Source organism: Bradyrhizobium sp. WYCCWR 12699, from assembly GCF_032144035.1.
Taxonomy (GTDB): domain Bacteria; phylum Pseudomonadota; class Alphaproteobacteria; order Rhizobiales; family Xanthobacteraceae; genus Bradyrhizobium.
The window spans coordinates 515215-539699 of the sequence record NZ_JAVTJN010000036.1 but is presented as its reverse complement, the minus strand read 5'-3'; the positions used below and the strand labels follow the sequence as shown (position 1 = coordinate 539699).

Annotated in this window: 22 protein-coding genes; 14 read left to right on the top strand and 8 right to left on the bottom strand. The window is 65.7% G+C overall.

From position 1 onward, the window contains the following. The first annotated feature begins 45 nt into the window (after nucleotides 1-45). From RPS27_RS27425 to RPS27_RS27410, 4 genes are all read left to right on the top strand, one after another. Nucleotides 46-909 (top strand): branched-chain amino acid ABC transporter permease, encoded by an 864-nt coding sequence (locus tag RPS27_RS27425; RefSeq protein ID WP_008551982.1) that lies wholly within the window; start codon nucleotides 46-48, stop codon nucleotides 907-909. Between the two features lies 1 nt (nucleotide 910). Next, entirely contained in the window at nucleotides 911-1879 is a 969-nt protein-coding gene (locus RPS27_RS27420) for a branched-chain amino acid ABC transporter permease (protein ID WP_211417407.1), read from the top strand. Nucleotides 1880-2034: 155 nt separating this feature from the next. Next, the gene (locus tag RPS27_RS27415; RefSeq protein WP_128917587.1) at nucleotides 2035-2679 is read left to right on the top strand and encodes a DUF47 domain-containing protein; all 645 of its coding nucleotides are present in this window, start codon (nucleotides 2035-2037) and stop codon (nucleotides 2677-2679) included. Nucleotides 2680-2691: 12 nt separating this feature from the next. Beyond that, nucleotides 2692-3699, top strand: coding sequence for an inorganic phosphate transporter (locus tag RPS27_RS27410; RefSeq protein ID WP_211417406.1), 1008 nt, complete (start codon nucleotides 2692-2694; stop codon nucleotides 3697-3699). On the opposite strand, the gene sugE is transcribed toward RPS27_RS27410, so the two are convergent. Continuing rightward, nucleotides 3692-4006, bottom strand: coding sequence for a quaternary ammonium compound efflux SMR transporter SugE (gene sugE, locus RPS27_RS27405; RefSeq protein WP_194402501.1), 315 nt, complete (start codon nucleotides 4004-4006; stop codon nucleotides 3692-3694). The two genes, RPS27_RS27410 and sugE, sit on opposite strands and share 8 nt — an antisense overlap. A 171-nt stretch (nucleotides 4007-4177) precedes the next feature. Between sugE and RPS27_RS27400 the strand changes: the two genes are divergently transcribed. From RPS27_RS27400 to RPS27_RS27365, 8 genes are all read left to right on the top strand, one after another. Continuing rightward, nucleotides 4178-5800: a peptide chain release factor 3 gene (locus RPS27_RS27400; protein ID WP_211417405.1), complete on the top strand. Its 1623-nt coding sequence runs from the start codon at nucleotides 4178-4180 to the stop codon at nucleotides 5798-5800. A 97-nt stretch (nucleotides 5801-5897) separates the two neighbouring features. Then, complete coding sequence (locus RPS27_RS27395) at nucleotides 5898-6479, top strand: hypothetical protein (protein WP_212066623.1); 582 nt, start codon at nucleotides 5898-5900, stop codon at nucleotides 6477-6479. Between the two features lie 72 nt (nucleotides 6480-6551). After that, nucleotides 6552-7136: an NnrU family protein gene (locus RPS27_RS27390; RefSeq protein WP_211417403.1), complete on the top strand. Its 585-nt coding sequence runs from the start codon at nucleotides 6552-6554 to the stop codon at nucleotides 7134-7136. A 75-nt stretch (nucleotides 7137-7211) separates the two neighbouring features. Continuing rightward, nucleotides 7212-8804, top strand: coding sequence for a class I adenylate-forming enzyme family protein (locus RPS27_RS27385; protein ID WP_212066056.1), 1593 nt, complete (start codon nucleotides 7212-7214; stop codon nucleotides 8802-8804). A gap of 165 nt (nucleotides 8805-8969) precedes the next feature. Next, the gene (locus RPS27_RS27380) at nucleotides 8970-9629 is read left to right on the top strand and encodes a tetratricopeptide repeat protein (RefSeq protein ID WP_194402496.1); all 660 of its coding nucleotides are present in this window, start codon (nucleotides 8970-8972) and stop codon (nucleotides 9627-9629) included. 44 nt (nucleotides 9630-9673) lie between these two features. Then, nucleotides 9674-10225, top strand: a complete 552-nt coding sequence (locus RPS27_RS27375; RefSeq protein WP_194402495.1) for a hypothetical protein — start codon at nucleotides 9674-9676, stop codon at nucleotides 10223-10225. Nucleotides 10226-10273: 48 nt separating this feature from the next. Next, on the top strand, nucleotides 10274-11659 hold the full coding sequence (gene der / locus RPS27_RS27370; RefSeq protein WP_212066058.1) for a ribosome biogenesis GTPase Der: 1386 nt from the start codon (nucleotides 10274-10276) through the stop codon (nucleotides 11657-11659). After that, nucleotides 11656-12912 (top strand): TCR/Tet family MFS transporter, encoded by a 1257-nt coding sequence (locus RPS27_RS27365; RefSeq protein WP_211417400.1) that lies wholly within the window; start codon nucleotides 11656-11658, stop codon nucleotides 12910-12912. Before der ends, RPS27_RS27365 begins: the two co-directional genes overlap by 4 nt. 108 nt (nucleotides 12913-13020) lie before the next feature. On the opposite strand, the gene RPS27_RS27360 is transcribed toward RPS27_RS27365, so the two are convergent. From RPS27_RS27360 to radA, 6 genes are all read right to left on the bottom strand, one after another. Then, nucleotides 13021-14247, bottom strand: coding sequence for an ABC transporter substrate-binding protein (locus RPS27_RS27360; RefSeq protein ID WP_212066060.1), 1227 nt, complete (start codon nucleotides 14245-14247; stop codon nucleotides 13021-13023). Between the two features lie 169 nt (nucleotides 14248-14416). Then, on the bottom strand, nucleotides 14417-15565 hold the full coding sequence (locus RPS27_RS27355; RefSeq protein ID WP_212066062.1) for a hypothetical protein: 1149 nt from the start codon (nucleotides 15563-15565) through the stop codon (nucleotides 14417-14419). Between the two features lie 76 nt (nucleotides 15566-15641). Then, nucleotides 15642-16382: an SDR family NAD(P)-dependent oxidoreductase gene (locus RPS27_RS27350; RefSeq protein WP_212066064.1), complete on the bottom strand. Its 741-nt coding sequence runs from the start codon at nucleotides 16380-16382 to the stop codon at nucleotides 15642-15644. A gap of 159 nt (nucleotides 16383-16541) precedes the next feature. Next, nucleotides 16542-18065, bottom strand: coding sequence for an amidophosphoribosyltransferase (purF, locus tag RPS27_RS27345; protein WP_194402489.1), 1524 nt, complete (start codon nucleotides 18063-18065; stop codon nucleotides 16542-16544). Nucleotides 18066-18092: 27 nt separating this feature from the next. After that, entirely contained in the window at nucleotides 18093-18722 is a 630-nt protein-coding gene (locus RPS27_RS27340; RefSeq protein WP_011086837.1) for a CvpA family protein, read from the bottom strand. Between the two features lie 167 nt (nucleotides 18723-18889). Next, nucleotides 18890-20335 (bottom strand): DNA repair protein RadA, encoded by a 1446-nt coding sequence (gene radA, locus RPS27_RS27335; RefSeq protein WP_211417396.1) that lies wholly within the window; start codon nucleotides 20333-20335, stop codon nucleotides 18890-18892. A 193-nt stretch (nucleotides 20336-20528) separates the two neighbouring features. Between radA and RPS27_RS27330 the strand changes: the two genes are divergently transcribed. Further along, entirely contained in the window at nucleotides 20529-21677 is a 1149-nt protein-coding gene (locus RPS27_RS27330) for an ABC transporter substrate-binding protein (protein ID WP_211417395.1), read from the top strand. Nucleotides 21678-21694: 17 nt separating this feature from the next. Beyond that, on the top strand, nucleotides 21695-23746 hold the full coding sequence (locus RPS27_RS27325) for a bifunctional diguanylate cyclase/phosphodiesterase (RefSeq protein ID WP_211417394.1): 2052 nt from the start codon (nucleotides 21695-21697) through the stop codon (nucleotides 23744-23746). 6 nt (nucleotides 23747-23752) lie between these two features. On the opposite strand, the gene RPS27_RS27320 is transcribed toward RPS27_RS27325, so the two are convergent. After that, complete coding sequence (locus tag RPS27_RS27320; protein WP_212066066.1) at nucleotides 23753-24478, bottom strand: sulfite exporter TauE/SafE family protein; 726 nt, start codon at nucleotides 24476-24478, stop codon at nucleotides 23753-23755. Nucleotides 24479-24485 lie beyond the last annotated feature (7 nt).

Genomic DNA, 24485 nt, shown 5'->3' with positions numbered 1-24485 from the left:
CGGGCGACTTTCAAGGGAACGCCGAAGGGACCGGGTGCGGGATCGATGCAGGCTCTATACGCTCAGCTACTGGTGGGACTGATCAACGGCTCGTTCTACGCGCTGCTCAGTCTCGGGCTCGCCGTGATCTTCGGCATGCTCAACATCATCAATTTCGCCCATGGCGCGCTCTACATGATGGGCGCCTTCGTCGCCTATTTCCTGCTCAACCTCGGCGGCATCAACTATTGGTGGGCGCTGTTGCTGGCCCCCATCATCGTCGGCATCTTCGGCATGATCCTGGAACGGACCATGCTGCAATGGCTGACCGGGCTCGACCACCTCTACGGCCTGCTGCTGACCTTCGGTATCGCGCTGATCGTGCAGGGCGTGTTCCAGAACTATTTCGGCTCGTCCGGCCTGCCTTACGCCATTCCGGACCAGCTCAAGGGCGGCATGAACCTCGGTTTCATGTTCCTGCCGATCTATCGCGGCTGGGTGGTCGTGTTCTCGCTGGTCGTGTGTCTGGCGACCTGGTTCTTGATCGAGAAGACGCAGCTTGGCGCTTACCTGCGCGCCGCCACCGAAAATCCGACGCTGGTGCGCGCCTTCGGCATCAACGTGCCGCGCATGATCACGCTCACTTATGGCCTCGGCGTCGGTCTCGCCGCGCTGGCCGGCGTGCTCTCGGCGCCGATCAACCAGGTGCGGCCGCTGATGGGCGCCGACCTCATCATCGTCGTGTTCGCCGTGGTCGTGATCGGCGGCATGGGATCGATCATGGGCTCCATCATCACCGGCTTCGCGCTCGGGGTGATCGAGGGGCTGACCAAATATTTCTACCCTGAGGCCTCCAATACCGTCGTGTTCGTGCTGATGGTGCTGGTGCTCCTGGTGAAGCCAACGGGATTGACGGGAAGGGCGGCCTGATATGACAACCCTGACGGACAACACGCTGCCGGCAACCCCGCGCGCGATGCGCGACGAGATGATCGTTTTCGTGGTGATGGCGCTGGTATTGGCATCGGTGCCATTCACGGGCGTCTACCCGTTCTTCGTGATGCAGGCGCTGTGCTTTGCGTTGCTCGCTTGCGCCTTCAATCTCTTGATCGGCTACGGCGGCCTGCTGTCGTTCGGCCACGCGATGTTCCTGGGGACGGCCGGCTATTGCAGCGCCCATGCGCTGAAGGTGTGGGCGTTGCCGCCCGAGCTCGGCATCCTCGTCGGCATCGCCGCGGCTTTCGTGCTCTCGCTCATCACGGGTTTCATCTCGATCCGCCGCCAGGGCATCTACTTCTCGATGATCACGCTGGCGCTGTCGCAGCTCTTGTACTTCATCTACCTCCAGGCCCCCTTCACCCACGGTGAGGACGGCATCCAGGGCATCCCGCAGGGGCGCATGTTCGGGATCTTCGATCTGTCCAAGCCGACGGTGCTGTATTACGTCGTGCTGGTCGGGTTCCTCGCCGGCTTCCTCCTGATCTTCCGCATCATCAACTCGCCGTTCGGCGAGGTCCTAAAGGCGATCCGCGAGAACGAGCCGCGGGCGATCTCGCTCGGCTACCGGACCGACCAGTACAAGTTCCTGGCCTTCGTGCTGTCAGGCACGCTGGCCGGTTTTGCCGGTGCGCTGAAGGTGTTCGTGGCGCAGAACGCCTCGCTTACCGACGTCCATTGGTCGATGTCCGGTGAGGTCGTGCTGATGACGCTGGTCGGCGGCCTCGGCACTATCTTCGGCCCCGTGGTCGGCGCCTTCGTGATCATTGCCATGCAGCAATATCTGGCGGGTTTCGGCCAATGGGTGACGGTGATCCAGGGCTCGATCTTCGTGATCTGCGTGCTCACCTTCCGCCGCGGCGTGATCGGTGAAATCGCGCATTACTTCCGGCGATCGCTCTAAGTCATTGATTTGAAGTGAGTTTACCTGCCGCGTGAAAGCGGTGGATGATCCGGCTCCGCGGGCGTGAGATGACACGCGCGCGGATCGAAAATGGTCTATGACAGTTTCATGACGGCCCCTCCGGCCGGGCCATTTCCAACCGGTAGCCTATCCCCATGATGCGATGGTTTCGCGCTTTCCTGCCCAAGGAAGAACGGTTCTTCGACCTGTTCGACCGACATGCCCAGACGGTGATCCAGGGTTCGATCGCGCTCCAGGGCATGCTCAACGGGGGCGAGGAAACGCCGGTCTACTGCCAGCGCGTCAACCAGTTCGAGAACGACGCCGACAACATCACCCGCGAGGTGCTGACGGCGGTGCGCCGCACCTTCATCACCCCGTTCGACCGGGGTGACATCAAGAACCTCATCACCTCGCTGGACGACGCCATCGACCAGATGCAGCAGACCGCCAAGGCCGTGATGCTGTTCGAGGTCCGCAGCTTCGAGCCGCCGATGCGTGAGATCGGCGGACTTCTGATCGAATGCGCCAATCTGGTCGGCCGTGCGCTGCCGCTGATGCAATCGATCGGCCCGAACGTGGCCATGCTGACCGCGATCACGGAAGAGCTGGGCAAGCTGGAAGGCCGTGTCGACGATCTCCACGACATCGGCCTGAAGGAGCTGTTTCTCAAGCATCGTGACGGCAATGCGATGGACTTCATCGTCGGCGTCGAGATCTATGATCATCTGGAGAAGGTCGCCGACCGTTTCGACGACGTTGCGAACGAGATCAACAGCATCGTCATCGAGCAAGTGTAGGGCAGGATTGCTGTGGACGCCGCGTTGGGTCTTCCCGTCCTGGTCGGTTTGATCGCCGTCGCGCTGCTGTTCGACTTCCTGAACGGCCTGCATGACGCCGCCAATTCGATCGCGACCATCGTCTCGACCCGCGTGTTGCGGCCGCAATTCGCGGTGTTCTGGGCCGCGTTCTTCAATTTCGTCGCCTTCATGGTGTTCGGGCTGCACGTCGCCCAGACCATCGGGACCGGCATCATCGATCCCGCGATCGTCGACGCCCAGGTGATCTTCGCGGCGCTGGTCGGCGCCATCGTCTGGAACCTCGTGACCTGGGCGCTCGGCATCCCATCCTCGTCGTCCCACGCGCTGATCGGCGGGTTATTCGGTGCGGGCGTGGCCAAAGCCGGGATCTCCGCGGCGGTCTGGAGCGGATTGTCCAAGACGGTCATTGCGATCGTGCTGTCTCCGCTCGTCGGCTTCGTGCTTGCGATGGTGCTGGTTGCGATCGTGTCCTGGGCGTCGGTGCGCTCGACGCCGTTCGCGGTCGATCGCGCCTTCCGCATCCTGCAGTTCGCCTCGGCCTCGCTCTATTCGCTCGGCCATGGCGGCAACGACGCGCAGAAGACCATGGGCATCATCGCCGTGCTGCTCTATTCGCAGGGCCATCTCGGCGGCGAATTCTTCGTACCATTCTGGGTGGTGCTGTCGTGCCAGGCGGCGATGGCGATGGGCACCTTGATGGGCGGCTGGCGCATCGTCCGCACCATGGGCCTGCGCATCACCAAACTGACGCCGATGCAGGGCTTTTGCGCCGAGACGGGGGGCGCCGCGACCCTGTTCATGGCGACCTTCCTCGGGGTTCCCGTCTCGACCACCCACACCATCACCGGCGCGATCGTCGGCGTCGGCGCCGCCCGCCGCCTTTCGGCGGTGCGCTGGAACGTCGCCAGCTCGATCGTCTATGCCTGGGTCATCACGATGCCGGCGTCCGCCATCGTCGCGGCGCTGACCTGGTGGGCGGTCAAGATCTTCGTCAAGTAACCAGCTTCAGCCCGACGATCCCGGCGACGATCAGCCCGATGCTGGCAAGACGCAGGGCCGTGGCCGGCTCGCCGAACAGGATGATGCCGAGCGTCGCGGTGCCGACCGCACCGATCCCGGTCCATACCGCATAGGCGGTTCCGACGGGCAGCGATTTGAGGGCGAGGCCGAGCAGGATGACGCTGCCGGCCATGGCTGCGAGCGTGACGACGGACGGAACAAGCTTGCTGAAGCCTTCTGTGTATTTCAGGCCGATCGCCCAGGTAATCTCGAGAAGTCCGGCGACGAACAGGATGCTCCAGGCCATGACGACCCTCCGTTCAAGGCAGGGTCGTCCCCGCGGGCTGATGTGTTGATGAGCGGGAAGGTCGTCCTTCCCCAGGATTGATCGTCAAGCCGATATGGGGCTGGCCGAAGGGCTCCGCAATCGCCAATTGAGGCTTGATCAGGCCCATTTTCCCTGTCAAACGCTGCCGCCATGTCCGACATCGCCACCACCACCGCCGAATCGCCGGCCCGTTCGCCGCTTGCCGCTGAAGTGGCGCGGCGGCGGACCTTTGCGATCATCTCCCATCCTGACGCCGGCAAGACCACGCTGACCGAGAAGCTGCTGCTGTTCGGAGGCGCCATCAACCTCGCCGGCCAGGTCAAGGCCAAGGGCGAGCGGCGCAACACGCGTTCGGACTGGATGAAGATCGAGCGCGAGCGCGGCATCTCGGTCGTGACCTCGGTGATGACCTTCGAGTTCGAGGGCCTCGTCTTCAACCTCTTGGACACGCCGGGCCACGAGGACTTTTCGGAAGACACCTATCGCACGCTGACGGCGGTCGATTCCGCCGTCATGGTGATCGACGCCGCCAAGGGCATCGAGGCCCGCACCCGGAAGCTGTTCGAGGTTTGTCGCCTGCGCGACATCCCGATCATCACCTTCATCAACAAGATGGACCGCGAGAGCCGCGACGTCTTCGAGCTGCTCGACGAGATCGAGAAGACGTTGGCGCTCGACACCACGCCGATGACCTGGCCGGTCGGCCGCGGCCGCGACTTCCTCGGCACCTACGACGTCGTCAATGGCGGCGTGCGCCTGCTCGAAGGCGGCGGCGCCAAGACCGGCGCGGCACAGCAGATCGCGATCGAGGAACTCGCCAAGCTCAACGCCAATCTCGACGTCTCCGCCGTGAAGGACGAGCTGGAGCTCGTCACCGAGGCCTCGAAGCCGTTCGAGCTGGAAGCGTTCCGCGAGGGCCATCTGACGCCGGTCTATTTCGGCAGCGCGCTGCGCAATTTCGGCGTCGGCGATCTCCTGGAAGGTCTCGGCAAGTTCGCGCCCGAGCCGCGCGCGCAGGACAGCGACCAGCGCAAGGTCGAGGCCACTGATCCCCGCATGAGCGCCTTCGTGTTCAAGATCCAGGCCAACATGGATCCGAACCACCGCGACCGCATCGCGTTTGCGCGCCTCTGCTCGGGCAAGCTCAGCCGCGGCATGAAGGCGAAGCTGGTGCGCACCGGCAAGAGCATGCCGCTGTCGAGCCCGCAATTCTTCTTCGCGCAGGACCGCTCGGTTGCGGATGAAGCCTTCGCCGGCGACGTCGTCGGCATTCCCAATCACGGCACGCTGCGCATCGGCGACACGCTGACCGAGGGCGAGGATTTCAACTTCGTGGGCGTGCCGAGCTTCGCGCCGGAAATCGTCCGCCGCGTCCGGCTCACCGATGCGATGAAGGCGAAGAAGCTGAAGGAAGCGCTGCAGCAGATGTCGGAAGAGGGCGTGGTGCAGGTGTTCCGGCCGCGCGACGGTGCGCCGGCGCTGGTCGGAGTCGTCGGCGCGCTGCAGCTCGACGTGCTGAAGGCGCGGCTGGAAGCTGAATATTCCTTGCCGGTCGAGTTCGAGGTCAGCGAGTTCCAGCTCGCGCGCTGGGTCTCCTCGGACGACCGCAAGAAGCTCGACACCTTCATCGCCGCCAACACCTCGAGCATCGCCGACGACGTCGACGGCGATCCCGTGTACCTGGCGCGGAACGAGTTCTATCTCGGCTATACCAAGGAGCGCGCCGAGGGCATCGAGTTCACCAACGTCAAGGACGTGAAGAAGAAGGGGTAGGGCGGGCGGACTTTTGCGCGCGAGTCCGTGATTGCGCGCCGGCTTGACGCGTTCATGGACAATGCCATTTTTGCTCGTGGCCTTGCGAGTTTACACCATGTGGCGCGGCATTCTCGTTCTTCTCCCGCTGTCGGTCTCGACCGCCGCCGCCGACGCGCGGCCCCGACAGATCAATCCGATCCCGTTCGCGCATGAGCCGTGCAGCGTGCTCGACAACAGGCCCTGCACGCCGTCCTATTGCAGCCCGCTCGAGCCCGGCCCCTGCATTCCCGAGATCGACTACCCCTATGGCCAGAACCTCCAGCTCACCATCCAGAGCGTTCCATCGGAGGCCGATCGCGCCAAATATCAGAAGCCCGATCACGATCTCGATACGATCGGCGACCTCTTTGCCGAGCTGCGCAGCTGCTGGTCGCCGCCGCCGTCGGACAATGCGCGCGCGGGCATGCAGATGGCGGTGCGTTTCAGCTTTAACAAGGCGGGCGGCCTGATCGGCCCGCCGCGCCTCACGTATGCAAGTGCGGGCGTGCCAGCAGAGACGCGAACCACCTATCTCAACGCGATCAATTCATCGCTGAATGCCTGCCTGCCGCTGAAACTCACGGGCGGTCTCGGCGGCGCGCTGGCCGGCCGGCCGATCGCGATCCGTTATGTCGACAATCGCGAGCTCGGCAAGTAGCGCATCAGTTGCGACCCGCATCCAATCGATGATACCTCAGACGCTGGGGCGTTGGCTAAAGGGGAGGATGTCGTGGGTCTGCTGGTCATGATCCTGGGGCTGGTGCTGTTCTTCGCCACCCATGTTTTCACCACGAAACGTGAGGCGCGCGCGCAGGCGATCGCCAGGCTGGGCGAGGGGACCTACAAGATCCTCTACACCGTCGTCTCGCTCGCGGGGCTCGCGCTGATCATCTGGGGCTTTGCCCACTACCGCAGCTCCGGCTGGATCGACGTCTGGTATCCGCCGAAGGCGATGAAGCACATCACGGTCGCCTTGATGCTGCCCGCGGTCATTATGGTGGTCGCCTCGTACTTGCGCGGTCGCATCTATGCCGCGCTGAAGCACCCGATGCTGGCCGGCGTCAAGCTGTGGGCCGCGGCGCATCTGTTGGCCAACGGCGATCTCGGCTCCATCATCCTGTTCGGCTCGTTCCTGGGCTGGGCGGTCTATGACCGCATCTCGCTGAAGCGTCGCACCGATGCCGGCGGGCCGCCAATTCCGGTCGGCGGTGTCACCAACGATCTGATCGCGGTCGCGGTCGGCATCGTCGCCTATCTGGCGCTGGCGTTTGCGTTCCATCCGGTCGTGATCGGCGTGCCGGTCGTGGGGGTCTGACGCAGCGGATCAGCGCAAGACGGTTTCGCGCAGCCGTGCGCGGAAGGTGACAAAGCAACAAGCCGAGGGCGTTCGATGGACTGGTCGCAATCTCAGATCCCGCCGATGCGGCTCGAGGCGCGGTTTGGCGATCGGGTGGTGCCTTCCTTTGGCGACCGGCCGGCAAATCTGTGGGCGATGATCGCGGACGCCTGCGCCCGCAATGGCGATGGCGAGGCGCTGATCGCAGGCAATGTCCGGCTGAGCTGGCGGCAGGCCGTCGAGCAGGCGACCCGGATCGCCGCGGGCTTGCGCAAGCTCGGCCTGCAGCGCGGCGACCGCGTGGCGATCCTGCTCGGCAACCGTATCGAATTTCCGCTGCTGCTGTTTGCCGCCGCGCATGAGGGGCTGGTGACGGTGCTGCTCAGCACGCGTCAGCAGAAGCCGGAGATCGCCTATGTGCTCGCCGATTGCGGCGCCAAGATCCTGATCCACGAGGGCTCGCTCGCCGAGCGGCTGCCCGAGGCGCAGGATGTGCCTGATCTGATCCATCGCATCGCCATGGACGACGATCCGGCCCGATCGCGCTTCGCGGCGCTCGCCGACAACGCGCCGGCCTCGGCGCCGGTCGAGGTGAGCGAAGAGGACACCGCGATGATCCTCTACACCTCGGGCACCACTGGCAAGCCGAAGGGCGCGATGCTGGCCCATTGCAACATCGTGCATTCCTCGATGGTGTTCGTGTCTTGCCTGCAATTGACGGAAGCGGATCGTTCGATCGCGGCGGTGCCGCTCGGCCATGTCACCGGAATCGTAGCCAACATCACGACCATGATCCGCTGCGGCGGCGCGCTGATCATCATGCCCGAATTCAAGGCCGCCGATTACCTCAAGCTCGCTGCCCGCGAGCGCGTCACCTACACGGTGATGGTGCCGGCGATGTATAATCTCTGCCTGCTCCAGCCCGATTTCGACAGCTATGATCTGTCGAGGTGGCGCATCGGTGGTTTTGGCGGCGCGCCGATGCCGGTCGCGACCATCGAGAAGCTCAAGGCGAAAATTCCGGGCCTCAAGCTGATGAATTGCTACGGCGCGACCGAGACGACGTCACCTTCGACGATCATGCCGGGCGAGCTGACCGAGAGCCATATCGACAGCGTCGGCCTGCCTTGCCCGGGCGCGCGCATCGTGGCGATGGGCCCGGATGGGCGCGAGCTGCCCCGCGGCGAGATCGGTGAGCTCTGGATCCAGAGCGCCTCTGTCATCAAGGGCTATTGGAACAACCCGAAGGCCACCGCCGAAAGCTTCACGAGCGGATTCTGGCACTCGGGCGATCTCGGCTCGGTCGATGCGGAGGGATTTGTCCGCGTGTTCGACCGGCAGAAGGACATGATCAACCGCGGCGGCCTGAAGATCTATTCGGCCGAGGTCGAATCCGTGCTGGCCGGCCATCCCGCCGTGGTCGAGAGCGCGATCATCGCCAAGGCGTGCCCGGTGCTGGGCGAGCGCGTCCACGCCGTGGTGGTCACGCGAGAGCCGGTCACCCATGAGGTCCTGCGGACCTGGTGCGCCGAGCGGCTGTCTGACTACAAGGTTCCCGAGACCTTGGCGATCACAGCCGATCCCTTGCCGCGCAATGCCAACGGCAAGGTGCTGAAACGGCAGTTGCGCGAGCTCCTGGGAGCCTGAGCCGGGCAGGCCATCCGGGCTCTCCCGGGTGGTTAACGCCTTGATCGGGCTCGCTTTGCCTTGCCAGCGCCATATCGTTAGGGTACCTCGCCGCCACGTGGGGGACGGGATTCCTGACGCGGACGCTTCGGCGCGCGCACCCGGACGGGCATGGGATTAGCATAAGTGTCTGAATTATTTGACGAAGTCGACGAGGAAGTACGTCGCGAACAGCTCAAGAAGCTGTGGGATAAATATTCGATCTACTTCATCGCCCTGATGGTGCTGATCGTCGCGGGCGTCGCCGGCTGGCGTGGTTACCAATATCTGGAGACCAAGAAGGCCGCTGAGGCCGGCGCTGCCTTCGAGAAGGCCGTCGAGCTGTCGGAGCAGGACAAGCACGCCGACGCGGAGAAGGCCTTCACCGAGCTCGCCGCCAAGGCGCCTTCGGGCTATCGAACCCTGGCGCGGCTGCGCGCCGCGGCCGAGGCTGCCGCGCGCGACCCCAAGGCCGCCGCGAAGATGTATGACGACCTTGCTGCCGACCGCAGCGTGGGCGGTGAGTGGCAGGATCTGGCGAAGATCCGCGCCGCCGGCCTCGTGCTCGACAGTGCCAGCTATGCCGACATGCAGCAGCGCCTGGAATCCTCCGCTGCGCCCAAATCGACAGCGACCTTCCGCCATAGTGCTCGCGAGATGCTGGCGTTGTCGGCCTGGCGCAACAACGACATGACCGCGGCCCGCAAATGGCTCGAGGCGATCGCCGAGGACGGCGAGACGCCGCCCGGCCTGCGCTCGCGCGCCGAGGCGCTCCAGGCCCTGTTGCCGCCCGTCGCCAAAAGCTGACCAAGAGCTGACTGACGGGCCCTCTGACGTAAACGAGACACACGATGCGCCGTATGCCACGCTTGATCGCAGCCGCCGTCCTGATCGCCTTCACGGGCGTCCTGGGCGGCTGCTCCAGCTTCGATCCAAGCGACATGCTCGACTTCCTCGACACCAAGAAGAAGCTGCCGGGCGACCGCAAGCCGGTCTTCCCGGAAGGCGTGCCGGGCCTCGAACAGGGCGTGCCGAAGGAGCTGTACAAGGGCGCGCAGCAGCAGCCCGATCCGAACGCGCCCGCCGTCGCGGCCTTGCCCGCGGAGCCGCCGCCCGAGCCGGCCAAGCCGGCGAAGGGCGCCAAGGCTAAGAAGACGAGGCAGCCGGCCGCCGCAGCTGTGGCGCCGGCTGAGGCGCCTGCCGGCGAGGTTGACGGCGAGGCCCAGCCGGAGGCCGCGCCGCCCACGGCCGCCCCGCCGCCCAAGCACAAGATCGTCCGCAAGCGCACCACTGCACCGCCGCCGGATCAGCCGGTCCAGCAGGCACAACCGACCCAGACCACGCAGCAGCAATCGCAGGGAGCTTTCCCGGCGCCGCTGCCGAGCGGCAGCTTCTCGCGCTGATCATTCATTTCATTGACACGCGCAGCCCCGGCAGCGCACGAATGACCGATGTCCTTCACGATCGCCATTATCGGCCGGCCCAATGTCGGCAAATCGACGCTGTTCAACCGTCTGGTCGGGCAGAAGCTCGCGCTCGTCGATGATTTGCCGGGGGTCACCCGCGACCGCCGCGAGGGCGAGGCCAGGCTCGGCGATCTCGAATTCACCATCATCGACACCGCCGGCCTCGACGAGGGTGCCAGGGGCTCGCTGACCGCGCGGATGCAGGAGCAGACCGAGGCCGCGATCGCACAGGCGGACGCGCTGTTCTTCGTCATCGATGCCCGCATCGGCCTCACGCCCACCGATCGGGCCTTCGCCGATTTCGCCCGCAAGGCCAACAAGCCGGTGCTGCTGGTCGCCAACAAGAGCGAGGGCAAGCACGGCGATGCCGGCGCGATGGAGGCCTTCGCGCTCGGGCTTGGCGATCCCATCCAGATCTCGGCCGAGCACGGCGAGGGCATGGGCGAGCTCTATGATGAGCTCGCCAAGCTGATGCCGGAGCCCGTCGATGAGGATGAGGACGAGGACGACGGCGTGCCGCTCACGGAGGAGGAGGCCGCGACCCGCCCGATCCGCGTCGCCATCGTCGGCCGGCCCAATGCCGGCAAGTCGACGCTGATCAACCATCTGCTCGGCGAGGAGCGCCTGCTGACGAGCCCGGAGGCCGGCACCACGCGCGATTCCATCGCGGTCGAGATCAACTGGAAGGGCCGTGATTTTCGCGTGTTCGACACCGCGGGTCTCCGCCGTCGCTCGCGCATCGAGGAGAAGCTGGAGAAGCTCTCGGTCGCCGACGCGCTGCGTGCGGTGCGCTTTGCCGAAGTCGTCGTGCTGATGATGGACACGCAGAACCGCTTCGAGGAGCAGGATCTGCGCATCGCCGATCTGATCGAGCGCGAGGGCCGCGCCATCGTGCTCGCCGTCAACAAATGGGACCTGATGGAGACCAAGGGCGGCGGCGCGATCTCGGGTCTGCGCCGTGATGCCGATCACTGGCTGCCGCAGGTCAAGGGCGTGCCGATCGTCGCGGTGTCGGGCCTGATGGGCGAGGGCATCGACCGCCTGATGCAGGCGGTCCAGGACGCCTATGCGGTCTGGAACAGGCGCGTGCCGACCTCGGCGCTCAATCGCTGGTTCGAGCAGGCGGTCCAGGCCAATCCGCCGCCGGCGGTGTCCGGCCGCAGGCTGAAGCTGAACTACATCACGCAGAACAAGGCGCGCCCGCCGAGCTTCGTGCTGTTCTGCTCGCGCGCGGACGCGGTGCCGCAGTCCTATCTGCGCTACCTCACCAACTCCATGCGCGAGACCTTCGATCTGCCGGGTACGCCTGTGCGCATCACCCTGCGCGAGAAGGCCAATCCCTTCGCGCACAAGCGCAAGCGGCCGTCGTGAATGATGGCGCCGGAGAGGTGACGGCGCAGGGCGCTGTGCCAGCGAGGGGCGGCGCGGTCGCCTTCATCTTCGTGACCATCCTGCTCGACATGCTCGCGCTCGGCGTGATCATGCCGATCCTGCCGAAGCTGATCGAGAGCTTCGTCGACAACGACACCGCGCACGCGGCCCGCATCTTCGGCCTGTTCGGCACCGCCTGGGCCCTGATGCAATTCGTGTTCTCGCCGCTGTTAGGGGCCCTGTCGGATCGTTTCGGGCGGCGGCCGGTGGTTCTGCTGTCGAATTTCGGGCTTGCCGCCGACTACGTGCTGATGGCGCTGGCGCCGTCGCTGGCCTGGCTGTTCGTCGGCCGGGTCGTCTCCGGCATTACGTCGGCCAGCATCTCGACAGCCTTTGCCTATATCGCCGACATCACGCCGCCGGAGCGGCGCGCGGCGGTCTTCGGCCGGATCGGCGCAGCCTTCGGCGCCGGCTTCGTGCTCGGTCCGGCGCTGGGCGGCCTGCTCGGCGACATCGATCCGCGCCTGCCGTTCTGGGCCTCGGCGGGGTTGAGCCTCGCCAATGCGCTCTACGGGCTGTTCGTCCTGCCGGAATCGCTGGCGCCCGACAAGCGCGCGCCGTTTCGCTGGCGAACCGCCAGTCCGCTCGGAGCGCTCCACCTGCTGCGCTCAAACGCGGCGCTGGCCGGATTGTCCGTCGTCAATTTCATCGCGCAGGTCGCGCATGTCGTGCTGCCCTCGACCTTCGTGCTCTATGCGACCTATCGCTACGGCTGGGATTCCAAGACCGTGGGATTGACGCTGGCGATGGTCGGCATCTGCGCCATGGTGGTGCAGGGGCTCGCGATCGGTCCCATCGTGCGTGTGCTGGGCGAGCGGAACGCGTTGCTGCTCGGCCTGTGCTGTGGCGCACTCGGCTTCGTGGTCCTGGGCGCGGCGCCGACCGGGCCGCTGTCCTGGATCGGAATTCCCATTCTGGCATTGTGGGGCATTTCGGGTGCGGCGTCGCAAGCGTTGATGACACGGCTGGTGGCGCCCGAGCAGCAGGGTCAGCTGCAGGGCGCGACCGCGAGCGTGCAGAGCGTCTCGCAGCTCGTCGGCCCGTTCCTGTTCACGCTGACCTTTTCCTATTTCATCGGCGCCAGCGCGCCGCTGCATCTGCCCGGCGCGCCGTTCCTGCTGGCGGCGGCGCTGATGGTGGTGTGCGTCGCGATTGCGGTGCGGACGCTGGGTGGACCGAGGACGGTCTCGTAGGGTGGGCACTAAAAGTTGGGCGGATTAGCGAAGCGCAATCCGCCGTCTTCCAGGTGAGAGATAGAGGCGGGTTACGCCTGTGGCTAACCCGCCCTTACGACCTCTCGCCTATTTCTTCACCAGCGGGCAATCGCTGTCCTTGAGCGGCTTGGCGGCGTCTTCCGCCGAGATCGTGGCGATCTGCTTGTAATAGTCCCACGGTCCCTTCGACTCCTCGGGCTTCTTCACCTCGAACAGATAGGCCGGGATGAGGCGGCGGCCGTCCTGGCGCAGCGGGCCGTTGCCGAACAGCGGATCGTCGGTCGGCAGCTCCTTCATCTTGGCGACGACCTTGGCGCCGTCATGCGGATTGCCGCCGAGCGCGTCCATCGCCTTGAGATAGTGCAGCACCATCGCGTAATTGCCGGCCTGGGTCATCGACGGCATCGCGTTCTTGCTGGCGAGCTGCGAGAAGCGCTTGGACCATTCGCGGGTCTTGTCGTTCAGGTCCCAGTAGAACGATTCGGTGAAGGTCAGGCCCTGCGCGGTCTTCAGGCCCAGCGAATGCACGTCGTTGATGAACAGCAGCAGCGCGGCGAGCTTCTGGCCGGCGGAGACGATGCCGAATTCTGCCGCTTGCTTGATCGAGTTCGTGGTGTCGCCGCCGGCATTGGCGAGGCCCACGACCTTGGCCTTGGACGATTGCGCCTGCAGCAGGAAGGAGGAGAAGTCCGCGGTGTTGATCGGATGCTTGACGCTGCCGAGCACCTTGCCGCCGTTCGCAGTCACGACCGCCGTGGTGTCGCGCTCGAGCGCATGGCCGAAGGCGTAATCCGCGGTCAGGAAGAACCAGCTGTCGCCGCCGGCCTTGGTCAGCGCCTTGCCGGTGCCGTTGGCGAGCATGTAGGTGTCATAGGTGTAGGACACCGTGTTCGGCGTGCAGGCCTTGCCGGTGAGGTCCGCGGAGGCGGCGCCGGAATTCAGCAGCACCGCGTTCTTTTCCTTGACGAGGTTGCTGACCGCAAGCGCAACGCCGGAGTTCGGCGTGTCCGCGATCGCGTCGACCTTCTCGTTGTCGATCCACTGCCGGGCGATGTTGACGCCGACGTCGGGCTTGTTCTGATGGTCGCCGCTGATGACGTCGATCTTCCAGCCCTTCTTGAGCAGGCCGGAATCCTCGACAGCCATCTTGATCGCGACCACGGAGTTCGGGCCGCCGATGTCGGCATAGAGGCTCGACATGTCATTGAGCACGCCGATCTTGACGGTCTTGTCCTGCGCGAAAGCGGATGTTGCAAAACCGAAGGCGGCACAGGCCAGAAGGGCCGCAGAGCGGCGCGCGAACGTCGTCGTCATAAAAGGTTTCCTCCATTGTCAAATATGCGGACGGCTCTCTTGCGGAGCCTCGTTCCGGCTGATGGCTCTAGCCTGTCCGAGGCCCGGCGGCAATGCGCCTAAAGCCGGATGACGCTTTCGTCGCAGCGTCATCCGCAGGTTAACTTTTTGGACAAAATGCGTTGAGACGCTATTTGAGTGCGTCCGATGTCAGCTTGAATTTCTGGATGCGCTTTCCGGTGTCGACCTCGGCGGTATAGACATTACCCTTGGCGTCGATCGCCATGGCGTGCACCCAGTGGAATTGACCGGCGTTGCGGCCGCTATGCCCGAAGCTGCCGACCACGCTGCCGTCCTCGCGCTTGATCACCCTGATCTCGTTGTTCTCGCCGTCGGCGCTGAGCAGCCAGGTTTGCTTCGGATCCGGCCAGATCGCGATGTCCCACACCGCGCCGTTGCCGAGCGTGTTCTTCTCGAAGAAGAACTCCTTCACGAAGCTGCCGTCCTTTTTGAACACCTGGATGCGGTTGTTGATGCGGTCGCAGACATAGACGAGGCCGTCATTGGCGAGCTTCACACAGTGAACCGGATTGCCGAATTGCTGCGCGGCCGGCGCCTTGGGATCGTAGGGCGCCTGCTTGGCGTCGTCGGGCTTGTTGCCGTAGGCGCCCCAGTGACGCTTATAGGCCAGCGTCGTCGCGTCGAACACGATGACGCGGCGGTTGCCGTAGCCGTCGGCGATGTAGATCTCGTTCGCCTCCTTGTCGATCGCGGTCTCGGCAGGCTTGCCAAGCTGCGTCGTGTCGTTGCTGCCGAGGCTCGGCGCGAACTTGCCGATCTGGGCGACGAATTTGCCGTCGAGCGTGAACTTCAAAATGGCGTTGTCGTTGTCGGCATTGCCGCCAACCCAGACGAAGCCGCGCTCGTCGACCTCGATGCCGTGCTCGCGGCCGACCCATTCGTAGCCCTGGCCCGGCCCGCCCCAGGACCGCAGCAGATTGCCCTCGGCGTCGAACTCGAGCACGGGCGGCGCCGACACGCAGCATTTCGAGCGGGGCGGGGTCAGGCTCGCGCCCTTCTCGTCGTCGGTGAGCGAGCGCGGGCGATGGATCACCCAGATGTGGCCCTGCCAATCGACCGTGATGCCGCCGACCTGACCGAGGATCCAGTTGTTGGGCAGCTGCTTCGGCCAGGAGGGATCGACCGCGAAAGTCGGAACGTCGCCGGCCCGCGCTGTGCCCGGAAGCACGAATGCCACCGCGGCGATCAGGATCGAGACGGCGTGAGAGACATTCGCGAGCGCACGCGCAAAACCTGCGCGACCATGCCATTGCGTCATGGTGACCTCCCTTTTGGCTTGCGGCTTGCTGCCGCTTGAGCGGCGGCAGTCAATCGCGGGGAGGCATGCGAGTCAATCAGGCGGGCGAGCGAAAGCTCATCAGCGTGCGGGTCTTGTAATCGTAGAACTTGCCGGTCTCGGTCCAGTCGGGCGCGCACATCGGCACGATGCGTTCGGCGACCTGCTCGGGCGTGTCGAGCGTCGCCGGATCCTCGCCCGGCATCAGTGTGGCGCGCATGCGGGTACGGACCGGCCCCGGGTTGAACAGATTGACGCGCAGCTTCGTGTTCGCGGTCTCCTGCGCCCAGGCGCGCGCCAGCGTCTCCAGCGCGGCCTTGGACGCCGCATAGGGGCTGACATAGGCGGTCGCCTTGTTGGCGGCGCCCGAGGTGATGAACACGGCGCGCCCCGCGTCGGACTGCTTCAGCAGCGGCTCCATGCAGCGGATCAGCTGAAAGTTCGCGGAGACGTTGATCGCCATGACGTCGGTGAAAGCCTTGAGTTCGATATGGCCGATCGGCGAGGAGGGGCCGAGTATGCCGGCATTGCCGACGAGGATGTCGAGCTTGCCGTAGCGTTCATGCAGGCCGGCGCCGAGGCGCGCGATGCCGTCGGAATCGGTGAGGTTGAGCGGCACCAGGGTGGCGCTGCCGTCGAGTTTGCGGATCTCGTCGTCGAGTTCCTCCAGCCCGCCCTGCGTGCGGGCGGTGGCCACGATATGCGCGCCGGCCTTCGCCAGGGCGAGGGCCGTGGCATAGCCGATGCCGCGCGAGGCGCCGGTGACGAGAGCGATGCGGTCAGCGAGGGGGTGTGTCATGGCGGGGTTTTACAGGCGTGGACGGCCCGGACAAGCCCCCGCGTGGTCGTCATTCCGGGGCGGTCCGCAGGACCGAACCCGAAATCTAGAAGTTCGAGGCAACACATCGAGATCCCGGGTTCGGCGCTTAGGCACCGCCACGGGATGACGGCTTCGCCGTCAGCTCGCCTCCGCCAGCAGCGAGAGCTGCCGCGGCTGCTGCTCGGTCTGGGTCTGGTCGGTGAGGTGGGTCGGATACGCCCCGGTAAAGCAGTGATCCGAGAATTTCGGATTGGCGGGGTCGCGGCCGGGCTCGCCCATGGCGCGGTACATGCCGTCGATCGAGAGGAAGGCGAGCGAGTCGGCGCCGATGATCTCGCGCATCTCCTCCAGCGAATGCGTCGCGGCCAGAAGGCCGCCGCGGTCCGGCAGGTCGATGCCGTAATAATCGGGATACAGGATCGGCGGCGAGGCGAGGCGGAAGTGCACTTCCTTGGCGCCGGCATCGCGCATCATGCGCACGATCTTCTTCGAGGTGGTGCCGCGCACCAGGGAGTCGTCGATCAGGATGATGCGCTTGCCTTCGATCGCGGCCCGGTTGGCCGAATGCTTCATGCGCACGCCGGATTCGCGGATCGCCTGCGTCGGCTGGATGAAGGTGCGGCCGACATAATGGTTGCGGATGATGCCAAGCTCGAACGGCACGCCGGAATGCTGGCTGTAGCCGACCGCGGCGGGCACGCCGGAATCCGGCACCGGCACGACGACGTCGATCGGCACGTGGCTCTCGCGCGCAAGCTGGGCGCCGAAGGCCTTGCGCACCTCGTAGACCGAGCGGCCGTGCACGACGGAATCCGGACGGGAGAAATAGATGTATTCGAAGATGCAGGGACGCGGCGCCATCGGCGGGAACGGCTTGTGGATGTCCTGGCCATTCTCATCGAACACGATGACCTCGCCCGGCTCGATGTCGCGGATGAAGCGCGCGCCGATGATGTCGAGTGCGCAGGTCTCCGAGGTCAGGATCGGGCAGCCGTCGAGCTCGCCGAGCACCAGCGGGCGGATGCCGCGCGGATCTCGCGCGCCGACCAGCTTCTTGTTGGTCAGCGAGACCAGCGCGTAGGCGCCCTCGATCTCGCGCAGCGCGTCGATATAGCGCTCGATGAAGCGGCTGCGCTTGGAGCGCGCGACCAGGTGCAGGATCACCTCGGTGTCGGTGGTCGACTGCATCATCGCGCCGTTCTTCACGAGCTCGCGGCGCAGCGTCAGGCCGTTGGTGAGGTTGCCGTTGTGGGCGACGGCGAGGCCGCCGGCATTGAGCTCGGCGAACAGCGGCTGCACGTTGCGCAGGATGGTGGCGCCGGTGGTGGAATAGCGGACATGGCCGACGGCCATGTTGCCGGGCAGGCGGTCGATCACCTCGCGGCGGGAGAAGGTGTCGCCGACGAGACCGAGCCGACGTTCACTGTGGAAACGGCTGCCGTCGTAGGAGACGATGCCGGCGGCTTCCTGGCCGCGGTGTTGAAGGGCGTGCAGGCCGAGCGCGGTGATGGCGGCGGCGTCGGGGTGGCCGTAGATGCCGAAGACGCCGCATTCCTCGCGCAGCGTATCCCCCTCCAGATCGTCCTGGACCTCTAGCGCAGCCGGACCCGGGCCGGCGTGTGGATCGAGATCGAATTGGGCGTCCTGGTCAGGGTGTCGCATCTCGTCCACGCCTCTCTTTAGGGGCAATCAACGCGCCGCAGGTTTCTCGATCAGTTTCTTCAAACTGTCACGAGCAGGTTTACTGTATCCGTCGCCACTGCCCGAAGGCTGCTGCTCGGAATCAGCTTGATCATCATCTGGTTTGTTTTTCTTGAATCTCTTCAAGATGGTGTTCTCGGGGTCGTCAGGCAAGAGGGCCATCAGCCAATCCCCGGTTCCCTGCAGCACCACACGGGACTTCGCGCCCGTGACCCAGTCCGGGCGTTGCTTGTCCGGCACCAGCCAGGTGAAGAATAGGAACGCGACGACGACGATCAAAAGCCCGCGAGCCAGGCCAAACAGGAACCCCAGCGTGCGGTCCAGCGCGCCGATGCGCGAATCCAGGATCATGTCGGAGATCCGGACCGTGATCACGGAGACCACGACCAGGGTGCCCACGAATACGCCCGCGACGACGACGACGCTCGCCACCGTGTCGTTGTTGAAATAGGTCTTGGCGGTCGGCAGGAGCTTCGAGAACGAGTAGAGCGTTACGATCGCCGCCGCGCCCCAGGCCGCGATCGACAGGATTTCGCGCATGAAGCCGCGCACCATGGCGAGCAGGCCCGAGATCAGCATCACACCGAGCAGGATCAGGTCAAGGAGTGTAACTGGCATCGGCTGGTCTGGTCCGCTCGTACTTCGAAGGTGCTCTAGCGAATCGGTGTTTGGCCGCTGCCCTAAAAGAGGGGCAGACGGCGTTCCCGGCAAGGCCGCAACCACGCAATCCCATGCTGCTTTTGTGACGGCTGTATAGCGGCGGGGGCCTCCGGCGTCACCTCCACCTAGCCCTCTCCGCGGCGGAATCTTGCCGGTGTGGCATTTTTCTCGGCCGGCGCGTTCGATTCGCCCCGGCGCGAGCCGCGGGCGGCGATCTCGGCCACCAATGTCGTCAGGCTATTGACCGCGTTCAGCGTCAATCCGGCATCGCCGCCGGTCTCGCCCCGGGCCGATTCGGGCAGCACGGCGCGCTGGAAGCCGAGTTTTGCGGCTTCCTTGAGCCGGGCCGGGGTCTGTGCCACCGGCCGCACCACGCCGGAGAGCGAGATCTCGCCGAAATAGACCGCATCGGTCGGCAATTGCGCATTAACCAGGGATGACACCAGCGCCGCCGCGGCGGCGAGGTCGGCCGCCGGCTCGTGGATGCGCAGGCCGCCGGCGACGTTCAGATAAACGTCGTGGCCGGACAGCTTGACCCCGCAATGGGCCTCCAGCACCGCCAGCACCATCGACAGTCGGCTCGGATCCCAGCCGACCACCGCGCGCCTGGGCGTGCCGAGCGAGGTCGGCGCGACCAGCGCCTGCAACTCGACCAGAACGGGCCGCGTGCCCTCGATACCCGCGAAGACTGCGGTGCCGGGCGTGCCGAGATCGCGCTCGGACAGGAAAAGCTCCGAGGGATTGGTGACCTCGCGCAGGCCGAGGCCCGTCATCTCGAACACGCCGATCTCGTCGGTCGGCCCGAAACGGTTCTTCACGGCGCGCAGGATGCGGAATTGCTGCGAGCCTTCGCCCTCGAACGACATCACCGCGTCGACCATGTGCTCGACCACGCGGGGGCCAGCGATCTGGCCGTCCTTGGTGACATGGCCGACCAGGATGATGGCCGCGCCGGTCTTCTTGGCAAAACGGATCAGCGCCTGCGCCGAGGCGCGCACCTGGGTCACGGTGCCGGGCGCCGATTCCACCGTGTCGGTCCACATGGTCTGAATCGAGTCGATCACGATGAGGCGCGGAACGGCGCCCTCCGACAGTGTCGAGACGATGTCCTCGACCGAGGTCTCGGCGGCGAGCTGCACCGGCGCGTCCGACAGGCCGAGCCGCTCGGCGCGCAGCCGCACCTGCGCGACCGCCTCTTCGCCGGAGATGTAGACGACGCGGTGGCCTGCACGCGCCAGCAGGCTGGTCGCCTGCGTCAGCAGCGTCGACTTGCCGATGCCGGGATCACCGCCGACCAGCAGCACCGAACCACGGACGAAGCCGCCGCCGGTGACGCGGTCGAGCTCGGTCATGCCAGAGGACAGGCGCGGCGCATCCGGGCTCTTGCCGGCGAGGCTCTCCAGCGCAAACGTCCGCCCCTTGCGCTTGGAGCGGATCGAGACCGGCACGCTCCCGCTGGTGTCTTCTTCCGCGAGCGTATTCCACTCGCCGCAGGACTCGCACTTGCCCTGCCAGCGGTTATAGGCCGCGCCGCAGTTCTGGCAGACGAAGGAAAGCGTGTTCTTGGCCATGGGGACAGATGAGTCGAGGTTTCAGCTTGCTGATAGCACGGAATGGCAGGGTGATCGCCGGCGCTTCGATTATCTCAATTCGGCAGGCCAGATATACCTTTCATTAGCCCTGTGTCGCCGTGGCCGGATGGATTTTGCGAAGTGTTAGCGGACGCGGGTCCAACCTCGGAACCATCGGGGGCGGCGAAGAGAAATGACGAGATTCCTGCGAATAGTGCTCGCTGTGGGCATGGCCGGCGGCGTTTTCGCGTCCGCCAGCCCCAGCTATGCCAAGCCCCTCGACATCGTGTTCGTCAATCCCGGCAAGACCGGCGAGGTCTACTGGGACATGGTGGCGCAAACCATGCAGGCCGCCGGCCGCAAGCTCGATGCGCATGTCGAGGTGCTGACCAGCGAACGCAACTATCGCACCATGCAGGAGCTCGGATTCGGCGTGGTCGCACGCCGTGACAAGCCCGATTTCCTCATCCTGTCGAACGAGGAATCCGCCGCCGTTCCCATCCTGGAAGCGGCCGAGGCTGCGGGCGTCAAGACGCTGCTGCTCTCGAACACGCTGATCGGCGAGGATGCGGCGCGACTTGGACCGCCCCGGCAAAAGCTCAAGACCTGGCTCGGCGACATCACGACCGATCTTCAGACCGCGGGCGCGCGGATGGCCAACGCCCTGATTGCGGCCGCGCGTGCCGAGAAATGGCAGAGCCCGGACGGCAAGATCCATCTTCTCGGCATCGGCGGCGACGAGATCACGCCCGCCTCGATCGCGCGCAACGCCGGTCTCAAGCTTGCGGTGGATGCCGCGCCTGACGTCGTGGTGGACCGGCTGCTGTTCGCCAACTGGACGCAGTCGGAGGCCGAGCAGGTCACCACGAATTATCTGGGCTGGGCTTCGCGCAAGGAGATCCGGCCCGCCGGCATCTGGGCCGGAAACGATCCGATGGCGCTCGGCGCGCTGCGCGCGGTGGTCGCCGCCGGACTCGTGCCCGGCCGCGACATCCAGTTGGTCGGCCTCAACTGGTCGGAGGACGCGCTGCGCGAGATCAGGGCAGGCCGCCTGCTGCTGACCGACGGCGGGCATTTCCTGCTTGGCGGCTGGTCGATCGTCCTGCTGCGCGATTATGCCGACGGCTGCGATTTCGCGGCGGCCTCGCCCCGCGTCGAGGTCAAGACCTCTGCGATCACCCGCCAGAATCTCGCCTCGGTCGGCGACCTCATCAAGACGCGTGCGTTCGACCGGATCGACTTCGCGCGCTTCAGGGCGAAGCCGGGACGTTGCGGTCATTACGACTTCTCGCTCGATGCGCTGATTTCGTCGCTGCCGCTTCCCGAAGGCGCCGCGGACTGATGCGCGAGGATGAGGCGATGAACGAGCCTGAAAGTAACGACGAGGCCGCGCCGCCGCGCCTGCGCTCGGTCGTTCGCGCCATGATCTGGGCCACCGTGCCCGTTCTGCTGCTGGTGCAACTGCTGGCCTCCGCCGGCGTCGAGGCTTCGAGCTTCTGGTCGCAGATCAGACAGCTCGACGCCCGCATGGCCCGTGTTGCCGAAAGCCGCGCAGAGCTGATCGCCGAGCCGCTCTGGAAGATGCGCTACGACCAGGTCACGGGCGTGCTCAACGAGATCATGCACGACGAGACCATCGCGGCGGCGGCCGTCTATGACGACACGGGCGCTGCGATTGCCCGCGTGGTGGCGCGCCCCGAAGGCCAGACGGTCGCGGAGGTCTCGCGTCCGATCCAGTACAGCAACGGCAACATGGCCGTTCAGGCCGGCCGCATCGCCATCGCCTATTCCCATGCGACGTTGTATGCGGACACCGGCAGCCGGATGGTGCTGCTGCTGGTCGTCGGCCTGCTCGCGACGTTTGCGACCCTGATCGCCATGCGGATCTCCGCCAACATCTTCATCGGCAGGCCGCTGGCGGCGATGATGTCGGCGATCCAGCGCAGCAAGCAGGATGGCCGCGCCTATCCGGCGGACGTCACATCCGCGAACGAATTCGGCCAGCTCGCGCGCGCCTTCAACGCCATGCAGCACACGACGTCGGGCGCGCTCGACCGGCTCGGACACATGGCCGCGCACGATCCGCTCACGGGGCTGCCTAACCGGCGCTCGCTGACCGAGCGGCTTGCCGTCGCGAGCCGCGATGGCGGCAGGCCGGACGCGCTGGTGGCGTTCTGCTTCATCGACCTCGACGACTTCAAGGGCATCAACGACACCTTCGGCCACGAGGCCGGCGACCAGCTCCTGGTGCACATTTCCGAGCGTCTTCGTCGTGCGGTCGAGGCGGAGGATTGGGTCGCCCGGCTCGGCGGCGATGAATTCGTCGTCATTCGCCCCGAGGTGAGCAACGAGGCGTCGGCGCACGCCTTCGCGCAGCAGGTGCTGGCCGCCATTTCCGAACCGATCCGGCTCCACGACAAGCAGGTCGTGCCGCGCGCCAGCATCGGCCTTGCCGTGCGCCGCGCCGACGATCCGGAGCTGTCGCACCTGCCGACCCTGGCCGATATCGCGCTCTATCATGCCAAGAGCAAGGCGCCCGGCACGGTCGCCGTGCTCGACGAAGCGCTGCAGCGCGACTATCGCCGCCGCAGGGATCTCGAGCTTGCCATCCCCACGGGCTTTGTCGAGGGACAGTTCGAGGTCTGGTACCAGAGCCAGGTCGACCTCGAGAGCCAAGATGTCGTCGGCCTGGAAGCGCTGATCCGCTGGCGGCATCCCGAACATGGCGTGATCGGCCCGGCTGAATTCCTGCCGCTGATCGAGCGCAGCGGCAACAACGCGCGGCTGACCCGTTACGTGCTGACCGACGCCTGCTGGGCGCTGCAGCGGCTCGCCGCCGCCGGCAGGCCGCAGATCCGGATCGCGATCAATCTGCCGCCCTCCGAGCTTGCCGACCATTCGCTCGCCGCCGAACTGCGTGCGACCTGCGCGCGCTTCGACGTTGCGGCCTCACTGCTGGAGCTCGAGATCACCGAGGGCTCGCTGATCAACAACATCGCCAGCGCCTCCGAGACGCTGCATCGCCTGCGCCGCCTGGGCGCCACGATCGCGCTCGACGATTTCGGCACCGGTTACAGCTCGCTCGCGCATCTCCGGCGTTTCCCGCTCGACAAGGTCAAGATCGACAAGGCGTTCATCAACGAGATTCCCGATAGCGCGGAAGACAAGGCGATCGTCGGCGTGATCGCATCGCTCGCTGGCACGCTGGGGCTCACTTTGGTCGCTGAAGGCATCGAGCGCGCCGAGCAGGCCGCGGCCATGCGCGAGATGGGCGTGAGGTTCGGGCAGGGCTACTTCTATCAGCGGCCGCAGCCGCTCGACGCCGTGCTGCAATGGCTCGAGACGCGGCCGGCGGTCGAAAGCCGCGTCCTTGCCGACAGCCCATCGATCGCGCCCGAATTCGCCGCCTGAGCGCGATCAGGGCTGCGTCGCGTTCCACAGCATCGAGAGCCCGGCCGCGATCATGATCGCGTCCATCAGCAGGCGGAACATGTCCGGCTTCAGGTGCAGCACGAAGCGTTTTGCGATGAAGGCGCCCGACATCAGCGAGGCGCCCGCGATCAGGCCCTTCATGAAGACATCGCCGGTCAGCGCGCCGAAGCGCTCGAAGGTCACTGATTTCGCGAAATAGAGGCCGAGCGAGCTGGCGGCCTCGGTGGCCAGGAAGGCGCCCTTCGAGAGGCCGTAGAACAGGAACAGCGGCACGCTGAGCGGGCCGGTCGACACCACGATGCCGGTGAGATAGCCGATGACCGCCCCGCCGATAGCGAGGTGCCAGAGATTGGCCTTCAAATCGTGCCGCGCCAGCCAGTGCCGCACCGGCACCATCGCGATCAGGAACACGCCGATGGCGAGATCGACGGCATGCGAGGGCAGCGCCAGCAACGTCCGCGCGCCGAGCACGGCGGCCGGAATGCCCGTGACCGAATAGGCCGCGCAAGCCCGCCAGTCGACCTCGCGCCACCACGCCAGGATGCGCGAGAAATTCGCCATCACGGACGCCACCGCCATGATCGGCACGGCTTCCTTCGGCCCATAGGCATAGACCAGCACCGGCATCAGCATGATCGACGAGCCGGTGCCGACGATGCCTGAGATGGTGCCGGCGACGAGGCCGACGGTGAGGACGAACAGAAAGGCCAAGAGGAGA